This is a genomic window from Synechococcus sp. BMK-MC-1 (assembly GCF_014279955.1).
Classification (GTDB): domain Bacteria; phylum Cyanobacteriota; class Cyanobacteriia; order PCC-6307; family Cyanobiaceae; genus Synechococcus_C.
In genome coordinates this window covers 815,481-831,733 of record NZ_CP047939.1, presented here as the reverse complement: position 1 = coordinate 831,733, position 16,253 = coordinate 815,481, and the positions used below count along the sequence as shown (strand labels likewise).

22 protein-coding genes are annotated in these 16,253 nt (G+C 61.6%); 13 read left to right on the top strand and 9 right to left on the bottom strand.

What is annotated here, in order from left to right; all coding sequences use genetic code 11:
* Positions 1–253: 253 nt before the first annotated feature.
* The 3 genes from SynBMKMC1_RS04470 to SynBMKMC1_RS04460 all read right to left on the bottom strand — a co-directional run bounded on the left by SynBMKMC1_RS04470 (position 254) and on the right by SynBMKMC1_RS04460 (position 2,737).
* Positions 254–1,384: an NAD(P)-binding protein gene (locus tag SynBMKMC1_RS04470; RefSeq protein ID WP_186472845.1), complete on the bottom strand. Its 1,131-nt coding sequence runs from the start codon at positions 1,382–1,384 to the stop codon at positions 254–256.
* A gap of 106 nt (positions 1,385–1,490) precedes the next feature.
* Positions 1,491–2,195, bottom strand: a complete 705-nt coding sequence (locus SynBMKMC1_RS04465; protein WP_186472844.1) for an SDR family oxidoreductase — start codon at positions 2,193–2,195, stop codon at positions 1,491–1,493.
* Positions 2,192–2,737, bottom strand: coding sequence for a DUF302 domain-containing protein (locus SynBMKMC1_RS04460; RefSeq protein ID WP_186472843.1), 546 nt, complete (start codon positions 2,735–2,737; stop codon positions 2,192–2,194). Before SynBMKMC1_RS04460 ends, SynBMKMC1_RS04465 begins: the two co-directional genes overlap by 4 nt.
* 133 nt (positions 2,738–2,870) lie before the next feature.
* Here SynBMKMC1_RS04460 and SynBMKMC1_RS14615 point away from each other — a divergent pair, with 133 nt between their 5' ends.
* Positions 2,871–2,999 (top strand): TIGR02450 family Trp-rich protein, encoded by a 129-nt coding sequence (locus SynBMKMC1_RS14615; RefSeq protein ID WP_255486298.1) that lies wholly within the window; start codon positions 2,871–2,873, stop codon positions 2,997–2,999.
* Here the strand turns inward: SynBMKMC1_RS14615 and SynBMKMC1_RS04450 are convergent.
* A complete protein-coding gene (locus SynBMKMC1_RS04450) occupies positions 2,982–3,650 on the bottom strand; it encodes a class I SAM-dependent methyltransferase (RefSeq protein WP_186472842.1) in 669 nt (222 codons plus the stop codon). The genes SynBMKMC1_RS14615 and SynBMKMC1_RS04450 overlap by 18 nt on opposite strands.
* A 109-nt stretch (positions 3,651–3,759) precedes the next feature.
* Between SynBMKMC1_RS04450 and SynBMKMC1_RS04445 the strand changes: the two genes are divergently transcribed.
* The gene (locus tag SynBMKMC1_RS04445) at positions 3,760–4,059 is read left to right on the top strand and encodes a hypothetical protein (RefSeq protein ID WP_186472841.1); all 300 of its coding nucleotides are present in this window, start codon (positions 3,760–3,762) and stop codon (positions 4,057–4,059) included.
* Positions 4,060–4,074: 15 nt separating this feature from the next.
* Here the strand turns inward: SynBMKMC1_RS04445 and SynBMKMC1_RS04440 are convergent, their stop codons facing one another.
* Positions 4,075–5,610, bottom strand: a complete 1,536-nt coding sequence (locus SynBMKMC1_RS04440; protein ID WP_186472840.1) for an NAD(P)/FAD-dependent oxidoreductase — start codon at positions 5,608–5,610, stop codon at positions 4,075–4,077.
* Between the two features lie 162 nt (positions 5,611–5,772).
* Between SynBMKMC1_RS04440 and SynBMKMC1_RS04435 the strand changes: the two genes are divergently transcribed.
* Both SynBMKMC1_RS04435 and SynBMKMC1_RS04430 read left to right on the top strand, forming a co-directional pair.
* Entirely contained in the window at positions 5,773–6,501 is a 729-nt protein-coding gene (locus SynBMKMC1_RS04435; protein ID WP_186473321.1) for an SIMPL domain-containing protein, read from the top strand.
* A complete protein-coding gene (locus SynBMKMC1_RS04430; RefSeq protein WP_186472839.1) occupies positions 6,498–7,019 on the top strand; it encodes a rhomboid family intramembrane serine protease in 522 nt (173 codons plus the stop codon). Before SynBMKMC1_RS04435 ends, SynBMKMC1_RS04430 begins: the two co-directional genes overlap by 4 nt.
* On the opposite strand, the gene SynBMKMC1_RS04425 is transcribed toward SynBMKMC1_RS04430, so the two are convergent.
* Positions 7,016–7,243 (bottom strand): hypothetical protein, encoded by a 228-nt coding sequence (locus SynBMKMC1_RS04425; protein WP_011932709.1) that lies wholly within the window; start codon positions 7,241–7,243, stop codon positions 7,016–7,018. The two genes, SynBMKMC1_RS04430 and SynBMKMC1_RS04425, sit on opposite strands and share 4 nt — an antisense overlap.
* A 65-nt stretch (positions 7,244–7,308) precedes the next feature.
* Here SynBMKMC1_RS04425 and SynBMKMC1_RS04420 point away from each other — a divergent pair, with 65 nt between their 5' ends.
* On the top strand, positions 7,309–7,551 hold the full coding sequence (locus tag SynBMKMC1_RS04420) for a hypothetical protein (RefSeq protein ID WP_255486297.1): 243 nt from the start codon (positions 7,309–7,311) through the stop codon (positions 7,549–7,551).
* A 7-nt stretch (positions 7,552–7,558) separates the two neighbouring features.
* Here the strand turns inward: SynBMKMC1_RS04420 and SynBMKMC1_RS04415 are convergent, their stop codons facing one another.
* Positions 7,559–7,738 (bottom strand): hypothetical protein, encoded by a 180-nt coding sequence (locus SynBMKMC1_RS04415; RefSeq protein WP_186472838.1) that lies wholly within the window; start codon positions 7,736–7,738, stop codon positions 7,559–7,561.
* Between the two features lie 77 nt (positions 7,739–7,815).
* Between SynBMKMC1_RS04415 and nth the strand changes: the two genes are divergently transcribed.
* The 8 genes from nth to katG all read left to right on the top strand — a co-directional run bounded on the left by nth (position 7,816) and on the right by katG (position 14,574).
* Positions 7,816–8,469, top strand: coding sequence for an endonuclease III (gene nth / locus SynBMKMC1_RS04410; RefSeq protein ID WP_186472837.1), 654 nt, complete (start codon positions 7,816–7,818; stop codon positions 8,467–8,469).
* 57 nt (positions 8,470–8,526) lie between these two features.
* Positions 8,527–8,763, top strand: coding sequence for a high light inducible protein (locus tag SynBMKMC1_RS04405; protein ID WP_011932705.1), 237 nt, complete (start codon positions 8,527–8,529; stop codon positions 8,761–8,763).
* 54 nt (positions 8,764–8,817) lie between these two features.
* On the top strand, positions 8,818–9,087 hold the full coding sequence (locus SynBMKMC1_RS04400) for a hypothetical protein (protein ID WP_186472836.1): 270 nt from the start codon (positions 8,818–8,820) through the stop codon (positions 9,085–9,087).
* A 79-nt stretch (positions 9,088–9,166) separates the two neighbouring features.
* Positions 9,167–9,733, top strand: a complete 567-nt coding sequence (locus tag SynBMKMC1_RS04395; protein WP_186472835.1) for a hypothetical protein — start codon at positions 9,167–9,169, stop codon at positions 9,731–9,733.
* A gap of 4 nt (positions 9,734–9,737) precedes the next feature.
* Positions 9,738–10,571: a PfkB family carbohydrate kinase gene (locus tag SynBMKMC1_RS04390; protein ID WP_186472834.1), complete on the top strand. Its 834-nt coding sequence runs from the start codon at positions 9,738–9,740 to the stop codon at positions 10,569–10,571.
* A 25-nt stretch (positions 10,572–10,596) separates the two neighbouring features.
* Positions 10,597–11,145, top strand: a complete 549-nt coding sequence (locus SynBMKMC1_RS04385) for a DUF1993 family protein (protein ID WP_186472833.1) — start codon at positions 10,597–10,599, stop codon at positions 11,143–11,145.
* A complete protein-coding gene (locus tag SynBMKMC1_RS04380; RefSeq protein WP_186472832.1) occupies positions 11,135–12,337 on the top strand; it encodes an amidase family protein in 1,203 nt (400 codons plus the stop codon). The genes SynBMKMC1_RS04385 and SynBMKMC1_RS04380 overlap by 11 nt, the downstream gene beginning before the upstream one ends.
* 41 nt (positions 12,338–12,378) lie before the next feature.
* Entirely contained in the window at positions 12,379–14,574 is a 2,196-nt protein-coding gene (gene katG, locus SynBMKMC1_RS04375; protein WP_186472831.1) for a catalase/peroxidase HPI, read from the top strand.
* On the opposite strand, the gene SynBMKMC1_RS04370 is transcribed toward katG, so the two are convergent.
* Both SynBMKMC1_RS04370 and psbA read right to left on the bottom strand, forming a co-directional pair.
* Positions 14,563–15,051 (bottom strand): HIT family protein, encoded by a 489-nt coding sequence (locus SynBMKMC1_RS04370; protein ID WP_186472830.1) that lies wholly within the window; start codon positions 15,049–15,051, stop codon positions 14,563–14,565. The genes katG and SynBMKMC1_RS04370 overlap by 12 nt on opposite strands.
* A gap of 110 nt (positions 15,052–15,161) precedes the next feature.
* Positions 15,162–16,241: a photosystem II q(b) protein gene (gene psbA, locus SynBMKMC1_RS04365; RefSeq protein ID WP_006040880.1), complete on the bottom strand. Its 1,080-nt coding sequence runs from the start codon at positions 16,239–16,241 to the stop codon at positions 15,162–15,164.
* Positions 16,242–16,253 lie beyond the last annotated feature (12 nt).

The window sequence follows — 16,253 nt, the reverse complement described above, 5'->3', positions numbered from 1 at the left end:
CCCGACCGCCCCGGCGCCGTTAAAACCATGGCCTGAAGCCGACCTCGCAAGGCCACACACCCAGCACACTGGCAGGGTTCATCGTCGTGGACGCTGGCATGAAGCCGAACCGGCTGAAAGTGCGATCGCATGGCGAGAAGCCTTTCTTCAGTTCTGACGTGCAATCCGCAACACAGCCAGCTTGAGTGCGCAATCTCGAGATTTTTTTTAGCTGATGAAACAAATCTGAGTGAGGCGTCGCCAATTGCGGGCTTCACTGAATCGCTTCGGCCAGATCCAACGCACTTTGCAAAGCGCCTTCCGCCATCCCAAAGCCAGAACCGGCGATCCAGTCGCCGCAGAACCCCACCCGGGCCTGCGGACACCACTGCAGATCCCGGGGCAAGGCATGGTCGAGGGGTTGCGCCGCACCCCAGCGCATCACCCCGAGGCTTCGCGCCTCCGGGAGAGCCGCCTGCAGGGCAGGCCAGGGCCCAAGCAGCGGAGGCAAGGCCGCCAGCAATCGCCTCTCGTGATGCACAAGCAGATCCGGTTGCGTGTCCGGCCTGATCGCAGCACCGTCGTCGAGGCCATGCACCACCACACCAAGGCGACCATCGCTCTGTTGGTGCAACACCAGCCGTTCCACACCGCAGTGATCCCGGGCCTCCGGCGTCAGCCAGATCTGCCGAGGGAGCGGAGCTCCAGTGCCCAGGTCAGCACTCACTGGAGGCAACTCCAGCATCAGGTTCCAGCGCACGCTGGCCGTCATCACGGCAATCGAGGCCAGGGCTGCATCAAGACTGGGGTCAACCCCCACAGCCACAGCGCTGCGCAAGGGCACATCGGGCCAGCCCAGCATCGCCAGCGAGCGCGGGTGGGCCAGCAGTGTTCCACTCAGCACCAGCGTCCTGACCCGCCAACCACCAGGCAGCAACCAGTGTCCGTCCTCCCAGCTGAGCTTGCTGATTCGCTCCCCGAAGCCAGTGAACACAGCGCCTCCACCATCTGCCAACAGTGTTTCGGCCACGGCGGCCATGGTGGGTTGCCCGCGCCAGCGCGGGCCGCACAGCAACGGATGAGCGGACGGTTCAACCAGCGCGCCATCGCCATCGAGACCGACAACGCAACCAGCATCCGGCACCAACACCCCGCGATCACAGAGATCGTCAACAAGCGCGCCCAAGCGCCCCTGCGGTGGACCACTGAAGCTGAGGGTCGGGGCTCCATGATCCAGCCGCCAGAGGGCGTCATCCCGCCGCCGTCGCGTTGCACAACGACCACCCGGCCCGCGTCCGGCCTCAAGGATCACCAGGGAGTCAACCGCTTGCTTGCGGCGCAGGGCCGATGCCAGAGCACAGGCCGAAAGCCCCGCACCGATCACCGCCAGATCCACATCAGCCATGAGCACATCGCTCTCTGCCGAGAGTCTGAACACAAAAAAAGACGGGTGGCGGCCCGTCTTGGATCTCCCGATTGGCGTCCCAGAGCAATGCCCTCTGACGCGCCCTTTATCGCGCGGTCGACGCCGCAGCGCCGTAGGCATCGATACTCAATAACGCTTCCGACAGCGGTTGCACCATTTGCTGGGTGTTGCTGGTGACCTCGAGAATCCGGCCAATGGATCCCGGGGTTTCCAAGGCCTCAAGGCAGCAACGCGCCACCAGGCGCCTGGGGATGGATTGACTGTCCTGCTGATCTGGCCCGGTCCAGACAATGCCCTCAGTCTCGAGCGCATCCTCCCGTTCCGACAGACCACCGGGGCGGATCACGGTCCAGTCCAGTCCGCTGCGTTCAAGACTGCGCTCACCCACGCGTTTCCACACCAGGATCAGCCCAAACAGGTTGAGTGGATGCCGCCAGCGACCGCTGCAGAGAGAGCTCACGAGCACCACACGGCGCAGCCCAACCCGTTGGCAACTCTCGATCTGACGCTGCACACCCCAGGCATCCACCCGCATCGGACCGGTGAGATCCACGGACGGCCGCGCTCCGGTAGCGATCACCAGCGCATCGGCGCCACGGAGCGCCTGATCCAGGGCGTGAGCGTCCTGCAAGCTCAAACGCTGCTGCTCACAACCCTCGAGGGACTTTGGGATCTGCGAATCAGAGCGCAACAGCAACCGCGGTTGATCCCCGCTGGCCAGGGCCTCTTCAGCAATTCGGAACCCTGTCTTGCCAGACGCTCCACTGATGGCGATCGTGCGTGGGCTCATGGCAGGGTCTCCTTGATCACATCGGCCAGGATCTCCTGCAAGTCTGCCAAGGCTGCAGCCGCCTCTCCCTGCTTGATCTCCAGCAATGCGGCGATGTCCGTTTTGGGATTCCAGTAGCCGATCCGGGTGGTGCCCGCCTGATCCCACACAGCGATGGTGAACGGCAGAAACAGATTGGCGAGCGGATTGGCGGCCAGCACCACGGCATCCAGGGAAGGTTTGCTGACGAGCAAGGCCGTGTTGGCAGGAATCCGCCGTCCCTGCTCACGGGCCGTGCGCTGATGGTTCAGCTCCGCCCGGATCTCAAACCCCTGTTGCTGAAAGCCAGCACGCAAACGCCGCACCGTCTCAGCAACCGTGAACGGCGACTCCCACTGGCGGATGTAACCCGTCAGGGCCTTGGTGTCAGCAACGGCTGTTGGGGCAGCAGAAACTGTTGGGGCAGCTGCGAGCTGTCGATGGCTGCTCTCCAACAAGGCTGCCGATCCCAGCAACATCACACTGCTGACCATGGGCAACAGGCGACCCCCAAGCAGCGGCATCATGACGTTTCAGCAATCAGCGCACGCTAGGTGAGTTGGAAAGCCGCCCAGGCCTGGACAAGCCGCACCCCCCGGGAGGGACGACGCCACTTCCGCTTGGTGCTCCAGGGGGGGGCGAGGAGCCGAACGCTGGGTGGAACTGTGCTCCGTACTCACACCTGAGGTTCGACTGCGCCTCAGCTGGAGCGAGCTCTGCGACCAATCACGCTGGGACAGCGGCTGGCAGTCGATTCCCCCTGAGCCATCAGACGATGGCAGCTGAGGGCACCGGTTTGGTGGCGATCACCGCAAAGAACGGATCGCCCTTTCCGCCCACCCAACCCATGGGGCCAGGCATGCGGGTCTCCTCAGCAATCAGTTCCGGCTTGGGCCAGCCCTGAGCCATCAGCACCTCCGCGACATAACGAAGGTGATCGCCATCGGCACCATCGGTCCAGATCTGAGGAGCTTTGGTGAAGAACATGCGATTGCTGAACGCCACGATCACCTGGCCGTTGGGACGGGTGATCCGCAGAAGCTCCTCGGCAATGGCTTCCGGCTGCTGCAGGTATTGCCATCCCGCCACAATCAAGGTGCAATCCACGCTGCTGTCGTCGAGAGGCAACTCCTGCAACTGGTTGAGGTTCTGAACCCAATGACGATCGAGACGGGGATTGGCCTCCAACTCCTGGGCGTTGAGGCCATGGCCGATCACTTGCTCATAACGCTGATCGTCGGGAAGATGACTCACCCAACTGCTCATAAGATCCAGCACCACGGCACAGGTGGGGATGCGTTCGCGGTAGAGCTGGGTCAGTCGCCCCCTGAAACCGGCATCCAGATGCTGAACGAAACGAGGCTCGCTGTAGAAGAGAGCATCATCACTGCCATCCAGCTTGTAGCGCTCGTTGGCACTGAGAACCTGAACGACCACTGAACTGCCCGTTGACATCGGGGCGGAACCTAAAGAAAGAAACGGGAAAGTGCGTCATACCAGGCCAATCCGGCGCTAGTGCACGGGAGAACCCTTGCAGCATTTCTCCATGGTTCCTCCTTTTGAGCATGAGGTCTCCAGCAACGGCCAGTCCGCCGTTGCCGAGCCGCAAACGGATCAAGGCACGGGGCTGCGCACCGTGCGCGAGCAGGTCGTGCAGGCGATTGATCCACTCCAGAAGCAGCTCGATGCCAAGCTGCACCAGCTTGATGAGGCCCTGCGCCCCCGTCTCGAGCAACCCGTCAAGGAGAAGCCCTTGATCGCCGTCGCGATTGCAGCGGCCGGAGGGGTTCTTCTGGGAGGCCTGACCGTGCTGGCGGTGCTGGCTGGAGGCCGTCGCTCCAACTGAGACGGACCAGGAGCTTCAAAGTGCCAGGCTCTCGAGCAGCTCGGACTGGGCTTTTTTTCCGGTGATGGCATGGGCCGCCATCGCACCGCTGGCGGCCACCGGAGGAATGCCGATACCGGGGAAGGTGCTAGCACCGCACTGGAGGAGTCCTTCCACCGGGGTCTGCACCCCCGGGAACAATCCCCGAGCTGCCGAGAGCGCGGGGCCATAGCTGCCGTGATGAACCGATAAGTAATGGCGGTGCGTCAGTGGCGTGCCCTCCATCACAACCCGGCAACGGCTGCGGAGATCGGGAATGCGCTGCTCCAGCACATGCCAGAACACCCCACAGCGATCAGCACGCTGGCGGTCGTACTCAGGCGTGGATCGCTCCAACCCGCTCCAGTGCTCCCAAGGTTCATTCGCTGGCGTGTAGGCATGCAGCACGTGCTGACCAGGAGGTGCCATAGCGGGATCCAACACCGACGGAACTGACACCACCACGGCGTTGCGCTCCGCTGTGATGCCTCGCTCCCAGTCCCCAACCCAGACGGTATGGATCGGCAGGTCATCCAACCCAGCAGCATCAAAACCGAGATGAAGATGCAGGAATGAACCGCAAGCAGGCGTGTTCAAACGTTCCTGCCGCCATCGCGACGTGCCCTTCTCTGGCAGCAACGCCGCCGTGCTCCAGGCATCGGCATTGCTCACCACATGATCCGCATCCAGTTGCTCTCCGTTGGTGAGCTCCACGCCGATCACCCGATCGCCATCAAGCCTGATCTGCTTGACCCGGGCCCCCAGTCGCAACGTCCCACCGTGCTTTTGCAAGCCCCGCACAAGAGCGTTCACAACACCGGCACTTCCGCCCTTGGGGAAGTCAAGACAGGCCTCAGGATCAAACCATTCCCCAAACAGGGTGGCCATGGCCGCAGCGTTGGTATCGGCCATCGGCATCCCGCTGATCAGAAAGCAGAGAAGGTCAACCCAGTGCCGCAAGAAGGGGTCCGTTAGCTGACGGTCCACAAGCGGAGCGAAGGCACCGCTGAGATGGCGAAGGGCCGGAAGATGGGGCAACAAGCGGCCGCTGCGTTTGAGAAGGGGGCCCAGTCCATCGATCCCTGCCGGTGGAAGCGCCAGCAGGGGCAGAGCATCCGCCGCCGCAGCGATTGGCTGCAGCGTTCTGGCGAAACGCCTCCATTCCTCAACGGCTGCATCACCGCGAAGCTGGTGCACCACCTGCTCAAAACCGTCAGCGCCAACGCCAATCCGAAGATGACCTTCCGGGAAGAGAACGTCCCAGTCCCGGTAGGACATCACCTCGATCGGTTCATCGAGAGCCCGAAGGATTTGAGCGAGAGGATTGTTGCTGGGCCACCGGCCCAGACCACTCCACAGCGATGGACCGGATTCGAAGTGATAACCCTGGCGCTGAAAGCCGTGGGCAGCACCACCGGGTGCCCCATGGGCCTCGAGCACGAGCACCTCATGGCCAGCACGGGCACAGAGGGCTGCACAACACAAACCGCCGATACCGCTGCCAATCACGATCACCTCGGTTTTGGTGGTCATGGAGAGGTGCAGAGAGCAGTGAACGATTCATAGCCGGTCACAGCTCCGCACCGTTGCGGACATGCCGGACGAAAACGCAGTCCCTAGGGTTTTGATACGACGAAACGTGATCCAGTGGACGGACTCGAAACCGAAGCCCAACACGTGCCAGCGAGCGGCTTCATGGGCTGGATCCGTCGGACGCCTCCGCTGGTGCTGCCCATGGTGGTGCTCAGTGCCGGACTGGTGGTGGCCGGTGCTGTGGCCGTGAAAGGGATCCGCACAGCCGCGGACACCATCACCGTGACGGGAGCCAGCACGGAACGCATCCGCAGTGACTACGCCGACTGGACCGTGGTGGTTCAAGGCAGCGGGGCAAGCCAGCAGGCCGCTTATCAGGCCGTGCAGCCTGATCTTCAGCAAACACTGGCGTTTCTGCGGACGCAGGGCGTTCCCGATGGCTCCATTCAGCTCGCGGTTCTCGAGTCGTCGAGCAACGACATCCGCAACCGCGTGAACGGGGCCTTGATCAAAACGGAGTGGTCGGCCCGGCAGCCGATCCGCATCAGCACCCCTGATGTGAATCTGATCAGCAAGGTGTCCCGATCCATCGGTTCACTGGTCGGTGATGGCGTCTCGCTCACGATTCAGCCACCTGCTTACACCTACACGAAACTCGCCGACAAACGCGTCGACATGCTCGCCAAAGCCACAGCCGACGCGCGCAAACGCGCTGTGGCCATTGCAGGGCAGGCAGGATCAGGGATTGGGGCCATCACCAAAGCCGATACCGGCACGTTTCAAATCACAGTTCCGAATTCAACGGACATGGGCCGCTATGGCTCGTACGACACCCGCACGATCGAGAAAGACATCACCGCCGTGATGGGTGTGACGTTCCGCGTGCAGTGATCGCACTTCCGCTGATCCTCCTGGGCATCGCCTGGCTCCAGGAGCTGATCGATCAACTGGTGTTCGCCGGTCGCTGGAATCTGGCCATGGGCCCTGGGACTCCTTGGTGGTCCTTGTTCACAGCGCCTTTCAGTCATGGGGGATTCGGGCATCTGCTCGCCAACAGCCTGGTGTTTCTTCCCCTCAGTTACCTGGTGCTGGCGCGCAGCACCAGGGACTATGTCGCCGTTTGGATCGCGGTCATCCTGCTGGAAATCCCGGTGTGGCTGTTCTGGCCCGTTGGAGCCCATGGCCTCTCGGGTGTGGTGTATGGACTCCTCGGCTACCTGCTGTGCATCGGCTTTCTCGAACGGCGGCCTCTGGCCATCCTTTTGAGCCTGACCACCCTGTTGCTGTTCGGAAGTGCCTTGCCAGGACTTCTGCCCTGGGCGTCACCGGCTGGTGTGAGCTGGATCGGACATGCCACAGGATTCATCGCCGGACTGATCGCAGCGAAAGTCGTGCAGAACGAGTCTTAGCTCTCTTCGTCCTCTGCGCTGCCCCCCCCCAAGAAGCGACCGGAGGCTTTCACGGCCAGAACGGCAGCAGCAGCTCCGTAGCCGATGAAGGTGGCCACCTGCCCGAAACTGCCGGTCTCGTAGAGATCGGCATTGAGGAGAAGCCAATCAACAAGCGACGCAGCGGTGCCCCAAATCACCACCCACACCGACACGTAGATCACACCCCGGGTTGTGCTGCTCAAGGAAGCAATGGCGACGTCGTCCGTGACCGTAAGTCAAATCCACTCAGCGGCCAGAATCCGGCGCGATGGCTACAACCGCTTCAGGAACGACCTTGGCCATGAGCGAACAGGATCAGCAGCAACCCGTGGTGATCAAGCAGGGAGGCAATGGCATCGGCTTGGTTGTGGCCGCGCTGATCATTGGAGGATCAATTGTGTATGCCATCAACATCTGGTCGAACACCAAACAGCAAATGATCAAGGCACCAGCCGAAGCAATCCAGAAGGGCGTTGAGTCTGTGAAGAAAGCGATCCAACCAGGGTCCTGAATCAGCGTCACCCCCCTTCCATCGACTGCTGATGGCTGTGCTGCCTGTAGAGGTCGCTGGGATCATCCTCTTTTGCTTTTGCATCCTCAGCTTTCGCTCGCTTCTGTGCGGCTTCCTCTTCTTTCTGCACCACCCGTTCATAGGCGTTCAGCGTGTCGGATTCGGGTCTAGACGCCTGGGAGCTCATCAACGGAGGTTTCAGAGGTTGTTGATGCTCGCATCCGGAAGGAAGCGCTGCAACGATGACTCTTTCGTTTCAGCGTCATGAAGAAGCACGAGCGGGCGGCCGTGGTTCTGGAGCGATTGAACGCGCACTATCCCGAACCGCCGATCCCTCTCGACCACAGCGATCCGTTCACCCTGTTGATCGCGGTTCTGCTCAGCGCTCAGTGCACCGACAAAAAGGTCAATGAGGTCACACCCGCACTATTTGCCGCCGGCCCCACGCCAGAAGCGATGGCCGCCCTCAACGAGAACGAGATCCTCTCCCATATCCGCCAACTTGGCCTGGCCAAGACCAAATCCAAGAATGTGCACAAGCTGGCCCACATTCTTGTGAATGTGCATGCAGGCCAGGTTCCGGCCAGCTTCGAAGAACTGGAAGCGCTGCCGGGCGTGGGCCACAAAACCGCCAGCGTGGTGATGGCGCAGGCTTTCGGTGTTCCCGCATTCCCTGTGGATACCCACATCCACCGCTTGGCCCAGCGCTGGGGGCTGAGCAGCGGAGAGTCGGTGGCGACAACCGAAAAAGATCTCAAGAAGCTGTTTCCCAAAGACTCTTGGAACAAGCTTCATCTCCAGATCATTTTTTACGGGCGGGAGTACTGCACGGCCCGAGGGTGCGACGGCACGGTGTGCCCGCTCTGCCGCGAGCTTTACCCCCGGCGCAGAAAGCGTGTTGAATGGAAAAAGGCCTAGGCGAAACCAATCGTCAAATTGCTGTTACAGTTTGTTGCACAACGACAGGTGCAAGACATGGAGCGCAATTCCGCACAAGACAGCTGGTTCCAAGGCTCGGCGGCTCGTGCCATTCACGAAGAGCAACTGGCAAAGGTTGAACGTTTCAACGGACGCGCCGCCATGCTCGGATTTGTGATTGGTGTGATCACCGAGGGGCTGACAGGACAAGGCATCTTGCATCAGATCGGCTTGGGCCCCCTGGTTGATGGCTATGCCGCCTGCAGTGCCCAGTATTTGCCCTTCTGCTTCTGATCAACGCCACCACACGCCCTCAGCTTTAGTGTTGAGGGCTGTCAGATCAGAGGCATGCCTCGCAAGCGCCGCAAGCTCAGCAAGGAGATGGAGGCTGAAATCAAAGCCGCCCAAAAAAAAGTGGAGTTCATCTCCGCGATGATTCGGGATATCCGGGAAGAAGACATTCAGAACGAATATGCGGAAGCGTTTTCCCGCGTGCACGTGGCCAGCGCCCATCTCACCAAGCTTTATGACAGCGAGGGCGTGACCGAAGAAAGCGAGGGAACCCTTGCTCTCTACAAGGGGCTGCTGAGCCAGTTCGAGGAGGACTACGAACTCTGATCGCTTGAAGCCCCCTTCGGATTCATGCTGCCGAACCCAGAACCCGGTACAACCGGGTTGATTTTGTGCAACAGCAGCCATGACCCAGCGCGGCGACACGCAAAGGCAAGCGAACGATCCCCGCTGGTTCGAGCTGCTGATGGCCAGTCGCTGGCCCCTGGCCGTCGTCCTGGCGGCCTGGGCCGTTGCCATCGCCGCCGTACAGATTCTGAGAAAACCAATCCCCATCGGTCTTCCCCTCAGTCAGCCCCTGCCGGTGAAACTCGTCGGTGGCGTGAGCGTGGAACAGTTCAAAGTCCCCGTGCGCGTTAAAAGTGAGGGTGCGCTGTCCGTCGAGGCCATCAAAGCCCTTCCAGTCAGCGGCAGCGTCAAAGTGCCGGAAGGAGTGTCCTTAAGCCGACCGATTCAGGTGGACACCAGCACGCCGCTGGAGGTCAATAGTGATGTGAATGTGGACACCCCCATTGTCGTTTCGGAGGTCTCCAATCCCGTCTCCATTCGAGCGGTGGATGGTGAAACGCTGCAGGTGAGCACTCCCGATGGGGAGACGCTCAACATCATCGGTGGGGTCAAAGTGAACTCCGTGGGCGGCAAGATCAACGTGCGCCTGCGTGATGCAGCCCAATCCCTCCTGCCCGTCCCCTAACCCCGTGGCTTTGAGCGACCTGCCAGACCTGTCCGCCTTGAACCTGGCCGTGATCGGTCATCAGGAATGGGTCACGTTTCTGGAGGTCGATGCCCTGCCCCAGCCAGGCCGCATCAGCCGCGCCTGCCGATCCCTCGAGGAACCGGCCGGCGCAGGAGCTGTCGTTGCTGTTCAGCTGGCGCGTCTCACTGGGCGTCGGGTGCTGTTTTTCACCGCTCTCGGCTCCGATGCCATCGGACAACGCAGTGAACAACGCCTCAGGGAGCTGGGGGTGGAGCCTGTGGTTGCCTGGCGCGACACCCCAAGCCGGCGTGGCATCAGCCTGATGGATCCCGGCGGCGACCGGGCCATCACGGTGATTGGGGAACGCCTCACCCCTTGCGCAGAGGATGACCTTGGCTGGGAACGCTTGGCGAGCTGCGATGGCGTGTTCGTGTCCGCGACCGATGCCGCTGGCTTGCGCCTGGCCCGACAAGCCAGGGTGCTCACAGCCACGCCAAGGCTGCGTCTGCCGGTGCTGGAGGAGGCATCGGTTCCACTGGATGCCTTGATCGGCAGTGGCCTTGATCCCAGCGAACAGCTGCCCGAGGGAACCCCTGAACCCGCCCCCAGGCTGCGCATCGCCACCGAAGGTGCTGAGGGTGGTCTGTTGGTTCCCGGAGGTCGCTTTGCCCCAGAGCCTCTCCCTGGTCCCAGCGTCGAGTCCTACGGCTGCGGCGACAGCTTTGCCGCGGGTGTGACCGCTGGCCTGGCCGCGGGCTGGGCAGTGGCGGATGCCGTGCAACTCGGTGCGCGCTGTGGTGCTGCCTGCGCGACGCGTTTCGGTCCCTATGGCTAGGAGTGGGGTCCTCAGTCCCCCGGCCATGAGCACCGACCTGCACACCCTGGCCATCCGGCAGCTCAAACGGGTCCTCAGCAACTTGCAGGAAATTCTGCGCCTGGCGGCCGCCGATCTCGAGGCGCGGGGAATCGATGAAACCGTGCTGCTGGCCAGTCGGCTCTATCCCGACATGTTCGATCTTCAGCAACAGGTGCAGGCCGCCACCGACATCGCCCGCCGAGGAGCAGCACGGCTTATTGGCGAGGAGCCTTCATCCCTTCCCGACAACGCCCCAAGTTTTGAGGGGCTGATTGCCCGCATCGACACCACCCTCGCGCAACTGGAGGCATTCCCTGCAGAAGCATTCATCGGCAAGGAGCAAAGCAGCGTGGTGATGCCGATCCCCAAGAGCTTCGGTGGCGGAAAACTCACCTTCCACGCCCTCGAGTTCCTCACGGATTTCCTGTTGCCCAACGTGTATTTCCACACCACAACGGCTTACGCCATCCTTCGGCATAACGGTGTCAACATCGGCAAACGTGACTTTCTGGGGATGGAATTAGGCGGTTCCGGTGATCGTGATGCCAACTGACGCAATCTGGACCCAGCGACTGAGCAGAGTTGTCACCACGAGCGGAGCACTCAACGGGCAGACCTTCGCAGTCAAGGACTTGTTCGATATTCAGGGTGAACGACGCGGCTGCGGCAATCCTCATTGGCGCCAGCAACAGCGCCCCAGCAGCTGCAACGCAACCGCTGTTCAGCAACTGCTCGACGCGGGTGCAATCTGCTGTGGCAGCACCACCATGGATGAATTCGCCTTCGGACTCAGTGGTGAGAGTCCCTGGACGGGCTCTCCCGCCAACAGTGCCGCTCCAGGGTGCGTGACTGGAGGCTCCAGCAGCGGTAGTGCCGCTGCTGTGGCGAAGGGTGATGTGGACCTGGCCCTGGGCTCAGACACCGGCGGATCGATTCGCGTGCCGGCCAGCTGGTGCGGCCTATTGGGTTGGCGGCCGAGCCATGGTGCTGTTTCCACAAAAGGAATGCAGTCCCTGGCACCAAGTCTCGACACAACGGGGCTGTTATGCGGGGATTACAAGCTTCTGCTGGAGGCGGCGGATGTGCTGCTCTCATCAAGCAGCAATGAAAGCGCCTCTGAATCTGCGGCACCTGAACGCTTGTTCTGGATTCCCGAACTGTGGACAGGTGTTGAGCGCGCAACGCGCAACGTCCTGCTCGATGCTTGTGAACAACTCAGGCAAACGATCGGCAGCACCCTGGACACCATCAGCCTGTCGCAATTAGAGCTGTCTGAACCGCAGGACTTGCAGAGCCTGTTTCAGGCGATCCAGTGGGATGAGATTGCTGCCACATTCGCCGACTTACCAGAAGATCTGCCATTGGGTGCCGTCTTTCAGCGCAACCTGGCGATGGTGCAGAACCGAGCACGCAGCGACAAGCTTCAGCTGATTCAGCGCAGGAATCGAGTCCGCGAGGCCCTGGCGTCAATACTGGGTGACCATGGGTTGCTGGCCCAGCCGATTACGCCTGGCACAGCCCCAGCAATCGGCAGCTTTTCCCTGGACCGTGGTGCGGGCTCGCTGGTGGGACAACTCATCCGGCTCAATGCCTTGGCTGGCCTAACCGGGGCTCCTGAACTCAGCATTCCCACGGGGGGAGTGGACAACAAGCCGCTCGGTCTTGGGCTGATCGCCTCTCCAGGATGCGACCGACTGCTGCTTCAGACCCTGGAGATGTGCGCTGGATCGCTGGCGGCCATCTGAGCTGATGGATAAGGTCCAAAAAGAGGATGTAGACGCTTTCGATGTCAGATCTGAAATGCCCATTCAGTGGTCACACCGGAGCCGTTACACCCGCGGGGAGAACAGGTAACAGCGATTGGTGGCCCAATCAGATCGACCTCGGGATCCTGCATCAACATCACCCGGCCTCCAATCCGCTGGGCGACGATTTCGATTACCGCACAGCATTTGCCGCACTCGATTACAGCGCCCTGAAGGCTGATCTTCAGGCCCTGATGACCGATTCCCAAGACTGGTGGCCCGCCGACTGGGGTCATTACGGAGCACTGTTCATCCGTCTGGCCTGGCACAGCGCAGGCACCTATCGCACGGGCGATGGTCGCGGCGGAGCAGGCCACGGCAACCAGCGCTTTGCCCCCCTCAACAGCTGGCCTGACAACACCAACCTCGACAAGGCCCGGCGGCTGCTGTGGCCAATCAAACGCAAGTACGGCAACGCCATCTCCTGGGCTGACTTGATCATCCTGTCGGGCAACGTGGCCCTGGAATCCATGGGGTTCCGCACCTTCGGCTTCGCCGGCGGCCGTGTGGACATCTGGCAACCGGAAGAGGATGTGTTCTGGGGGACGGAAACCGGTTGGCTCAGCGATGAGCGGCACAACGAAAAGGGGGAGCTCGAGCAACCCCTTGCAGCCGTTCAGATGGGGCTCATCTATGTGAATCCTGAGGGTCCTGGTGGCGAACCCGATCCTGTGGCGTCAGGTCGCGACGTGCGTGAAACCTTTGCCCGCATGGGCATGACCGTGGAGGAAACGGTGGCCCTGGTGGCTGGAGGACACACGTTCGGCAAGTGCCACGGTGCAGCTCCAGACAGCAACCTGGACGCCGAACCAGAAGGTGCTGCTCTCCATGAGCAGGGCCTGGGATGGCGAAACAGCTACGAAACGGGCAAAGGCGAGCACACCATCACTAGTGGCATCGAAGGCGCCTGGAAACCGAACCCAACCCGCTGGGATCAGGGCTATTTCCAGATGATGTTCACCTATGAGTGGGAACTCACCAAGAGCCCAGCCGGCGCTTGGCAATGGACGGCCAAGGATGTGAAGCCCGAGCACATGATTCCCGATGCCCATGTGGCCGGGAAGTCATCCGCTCCGATCATGACCACCGCTGATCTGTCCCTCAGGCACGACGCGATCATGGAGCCGGTGGCCCGGCGCTTCCATCTCGACCAGGAGGCGTTCGCCGATGCGTTTGCCCGAGCCTGGTTCAAACTCACCCATCGCGATTTAGGGCCCCGCGCTCTTTACCTCGGCCAGGATGTTCCCGAGGAGGTGCAGATCTGGCAAGACCCGATTCCTGACGGCAACCATGCGCTGATCGACGACGCTGACATCAACAACCTCAAGCAGCAGATCCTGGCCAGCGGCCAAAGCATGTCCGCCCTCGTGGCAACAGCCTGGGCCTCAGCATCCACATTCCGCGGCTCCGATCGCCGCGGGGGTGCCAACGGAGGTCGCATCCGGCTCTTGCCCCAACGCACCTGGGAGGTGAACGATCCCGAGCAACTGAATGGAGTTCTCGCGGCCCTGGAGACGATTCAGTCCGAGTTCAACAGCAGCCGCACCGATGGCAAGTCCGTATCCATTGCCGACCTGGTTGTGCTGGGAGGATGTGCCGCGGTGGAGAAGGCTGCCGCTGATGGCGGCCAACCGGTCATGGTGCCGTTCAGCCCCGGCCGCACCGATGCAGGCCCGGAGCAGACCGACACCGCCTCCTTCAATGTGCTCAAGCCATTGGCCGACGGCTTCCGCAACTGGAAACGCAGCGGCCTACCCCTGCGGGCCGAGGAACTTCTTGTTGACAAGGCCCAGCTGCTCACGCTCAGCGCCCCAGAGATGACCGTGCTGCTGGCGGGTCTGCGCGTACTTGGCGCCAACACCGGCGGCAACCGTCAAGGCGTGTTCACCCAGAACGTTGGCGTACTCAGCAATGACTTCTGCGTGAACCTGCTGGACATGACAACCCGCTGGACACCGATCAACGAAGCCCAGGATGCTTATGTCGGTCACGACAGTTCAAGCGGAGTCGAACGCTGGAGCGCCAGTCGCGCCGATTTGGTGTTCGGATCCAACAGCCAACTACGCGCCATTGTTGAGGTGTATGCCCAGAACGATGGCAGCAGCCGCTTTGTGGCCGACTTCGTCAAAGCCTGGGTGAAGGTGATGGAGCTCGACCGCTTCGATCTACACAGCTGAGGCCATCAGGCTGAGGGCCTGGTGGCGTGCTTCCTGAATCCAGTCATCAACCTCGGAATCAGCCGCCGCTAAGCGGCACTTGCCCTGCACATCCCGATAGAGGTCTGCAACGGCCCACGCTTCCGTCTCGGGGATGCCGCTGCAACGCGGGATGAGGTGGAGATGGAGATGGCGCGCTCCCTCCCCGAAGGCAATGGCGTAGACGCGTTCGCAACTGCTGGTTTGCTTTACCAGGAGCGAGGCCCGTTGCACGATGAGGCCCCATTCCGCCGCTTCAGCAGCACTGAAATCAAGAGGACCTCCGCAGTGGCGTCGGGCATCGAGCAGACACCAACCAACGAGGGGACTGGGATGGGGGTGGTGACGCAGCAACCAATGCTCACTTCTCCAGATCTCCATGGGTTTGAGCTGAGGTGAGTTCTGATGCAGCGCACAAATCCCGCACATCGGTTCAACGAGAGGAGCAACAGGTCTCATCACCAGCAATCACGAGAGCATTCAGCCTGAACCAGCCCAACAAAAAGCCCCCGCGGTGAGGCGGGGGCTTTCCGATTCAACTGACGCTGAATCTTTTGGAGACTTCAGCCTCAGCCGATGGCGGGTGCTTGCAGAGCCACAGGAGTGGACTCAGCAGCAGCCAGGTCGAGGGGGAAGTTGTGAGCGTTGCGCTCGTGCATCACTTCCATGCCGAGGTTGGCGCGGTTCAGCACATCAGCCCAGGTGTTCAGGACGCGGCCCTGACCATCAAGGATGGACTGGTTGAAGTTGAAACCGTTCAGGTTGAAAGCCATGGTGCTGACGCCCAGGGCAGTGAACCAAATGCCGACCACAGGCCAGGCAGCCAGGAAGAAGTGAAGGCTGCGGCTGTTGTTGAAGGAGGCGTATTGGAAGATCAGGCGACCGAAGTAACCGTGGGCAGCCACGATGTTGTAGGTCTCTTCCTCTTGGCCGAACTTGTAGCCGTAGTTCTGGGACTCGCTCTCGGTGGTTTCACGCACCAGGGAGGAGGTCACCAGGGAGCCGTGCATGGCGGAGAACAGGGAGCCACCGAACACACCTGCGACGCCCATCATGTGGAAGGGGTGCATCAGGATGTTGTGCTCTGCCTGGAACACCAGCATGAAGTTGAAGGTGCCGGAGATGCCGAGGGGCATGCCGTCAGAGAAGGAACCCTGACCGAAGGGGTACACCAGGAACACGGCGGAAGCAGCAGCCACGGGTGCGCTGTAAGCAACGCAGATCCAGGGGCGCATGCCGAGGCGGTAGGAGAGTTCCCACTCGCGACCCATGTAGCAGAAGATGCCGATCAGGAAGTGGAAGACAACCAGCTGGTAAGGACCGCCGTTGTACAGCCACTCGTCGAGAGAAGCAGCTTCCCAGATGGGATAGAAGTGAAGGCCGATGGCGTTCGAGGAGGGCACAACAGCACCGGAGATGATGTTGTTGCCGTAGATCAGGGAGCCAGCGACGGGCTCACGGATGCCGTCGATGTCGACGGGGGGCGCTGCGATGAAAGCAACGATGAAGCAGGTGGTGGCAGCCAGCAGGGTGGGGATCATCAGCACACCGAACCAGCCCACATACAGGCGGTTGTTGGTGGAGGTGACCCACTCGCAGAAGGACTGCCAGCCATTGGCGCCGGAGCGCTGCTGAATGGTGGTGGTCATGAGAACGGGGGA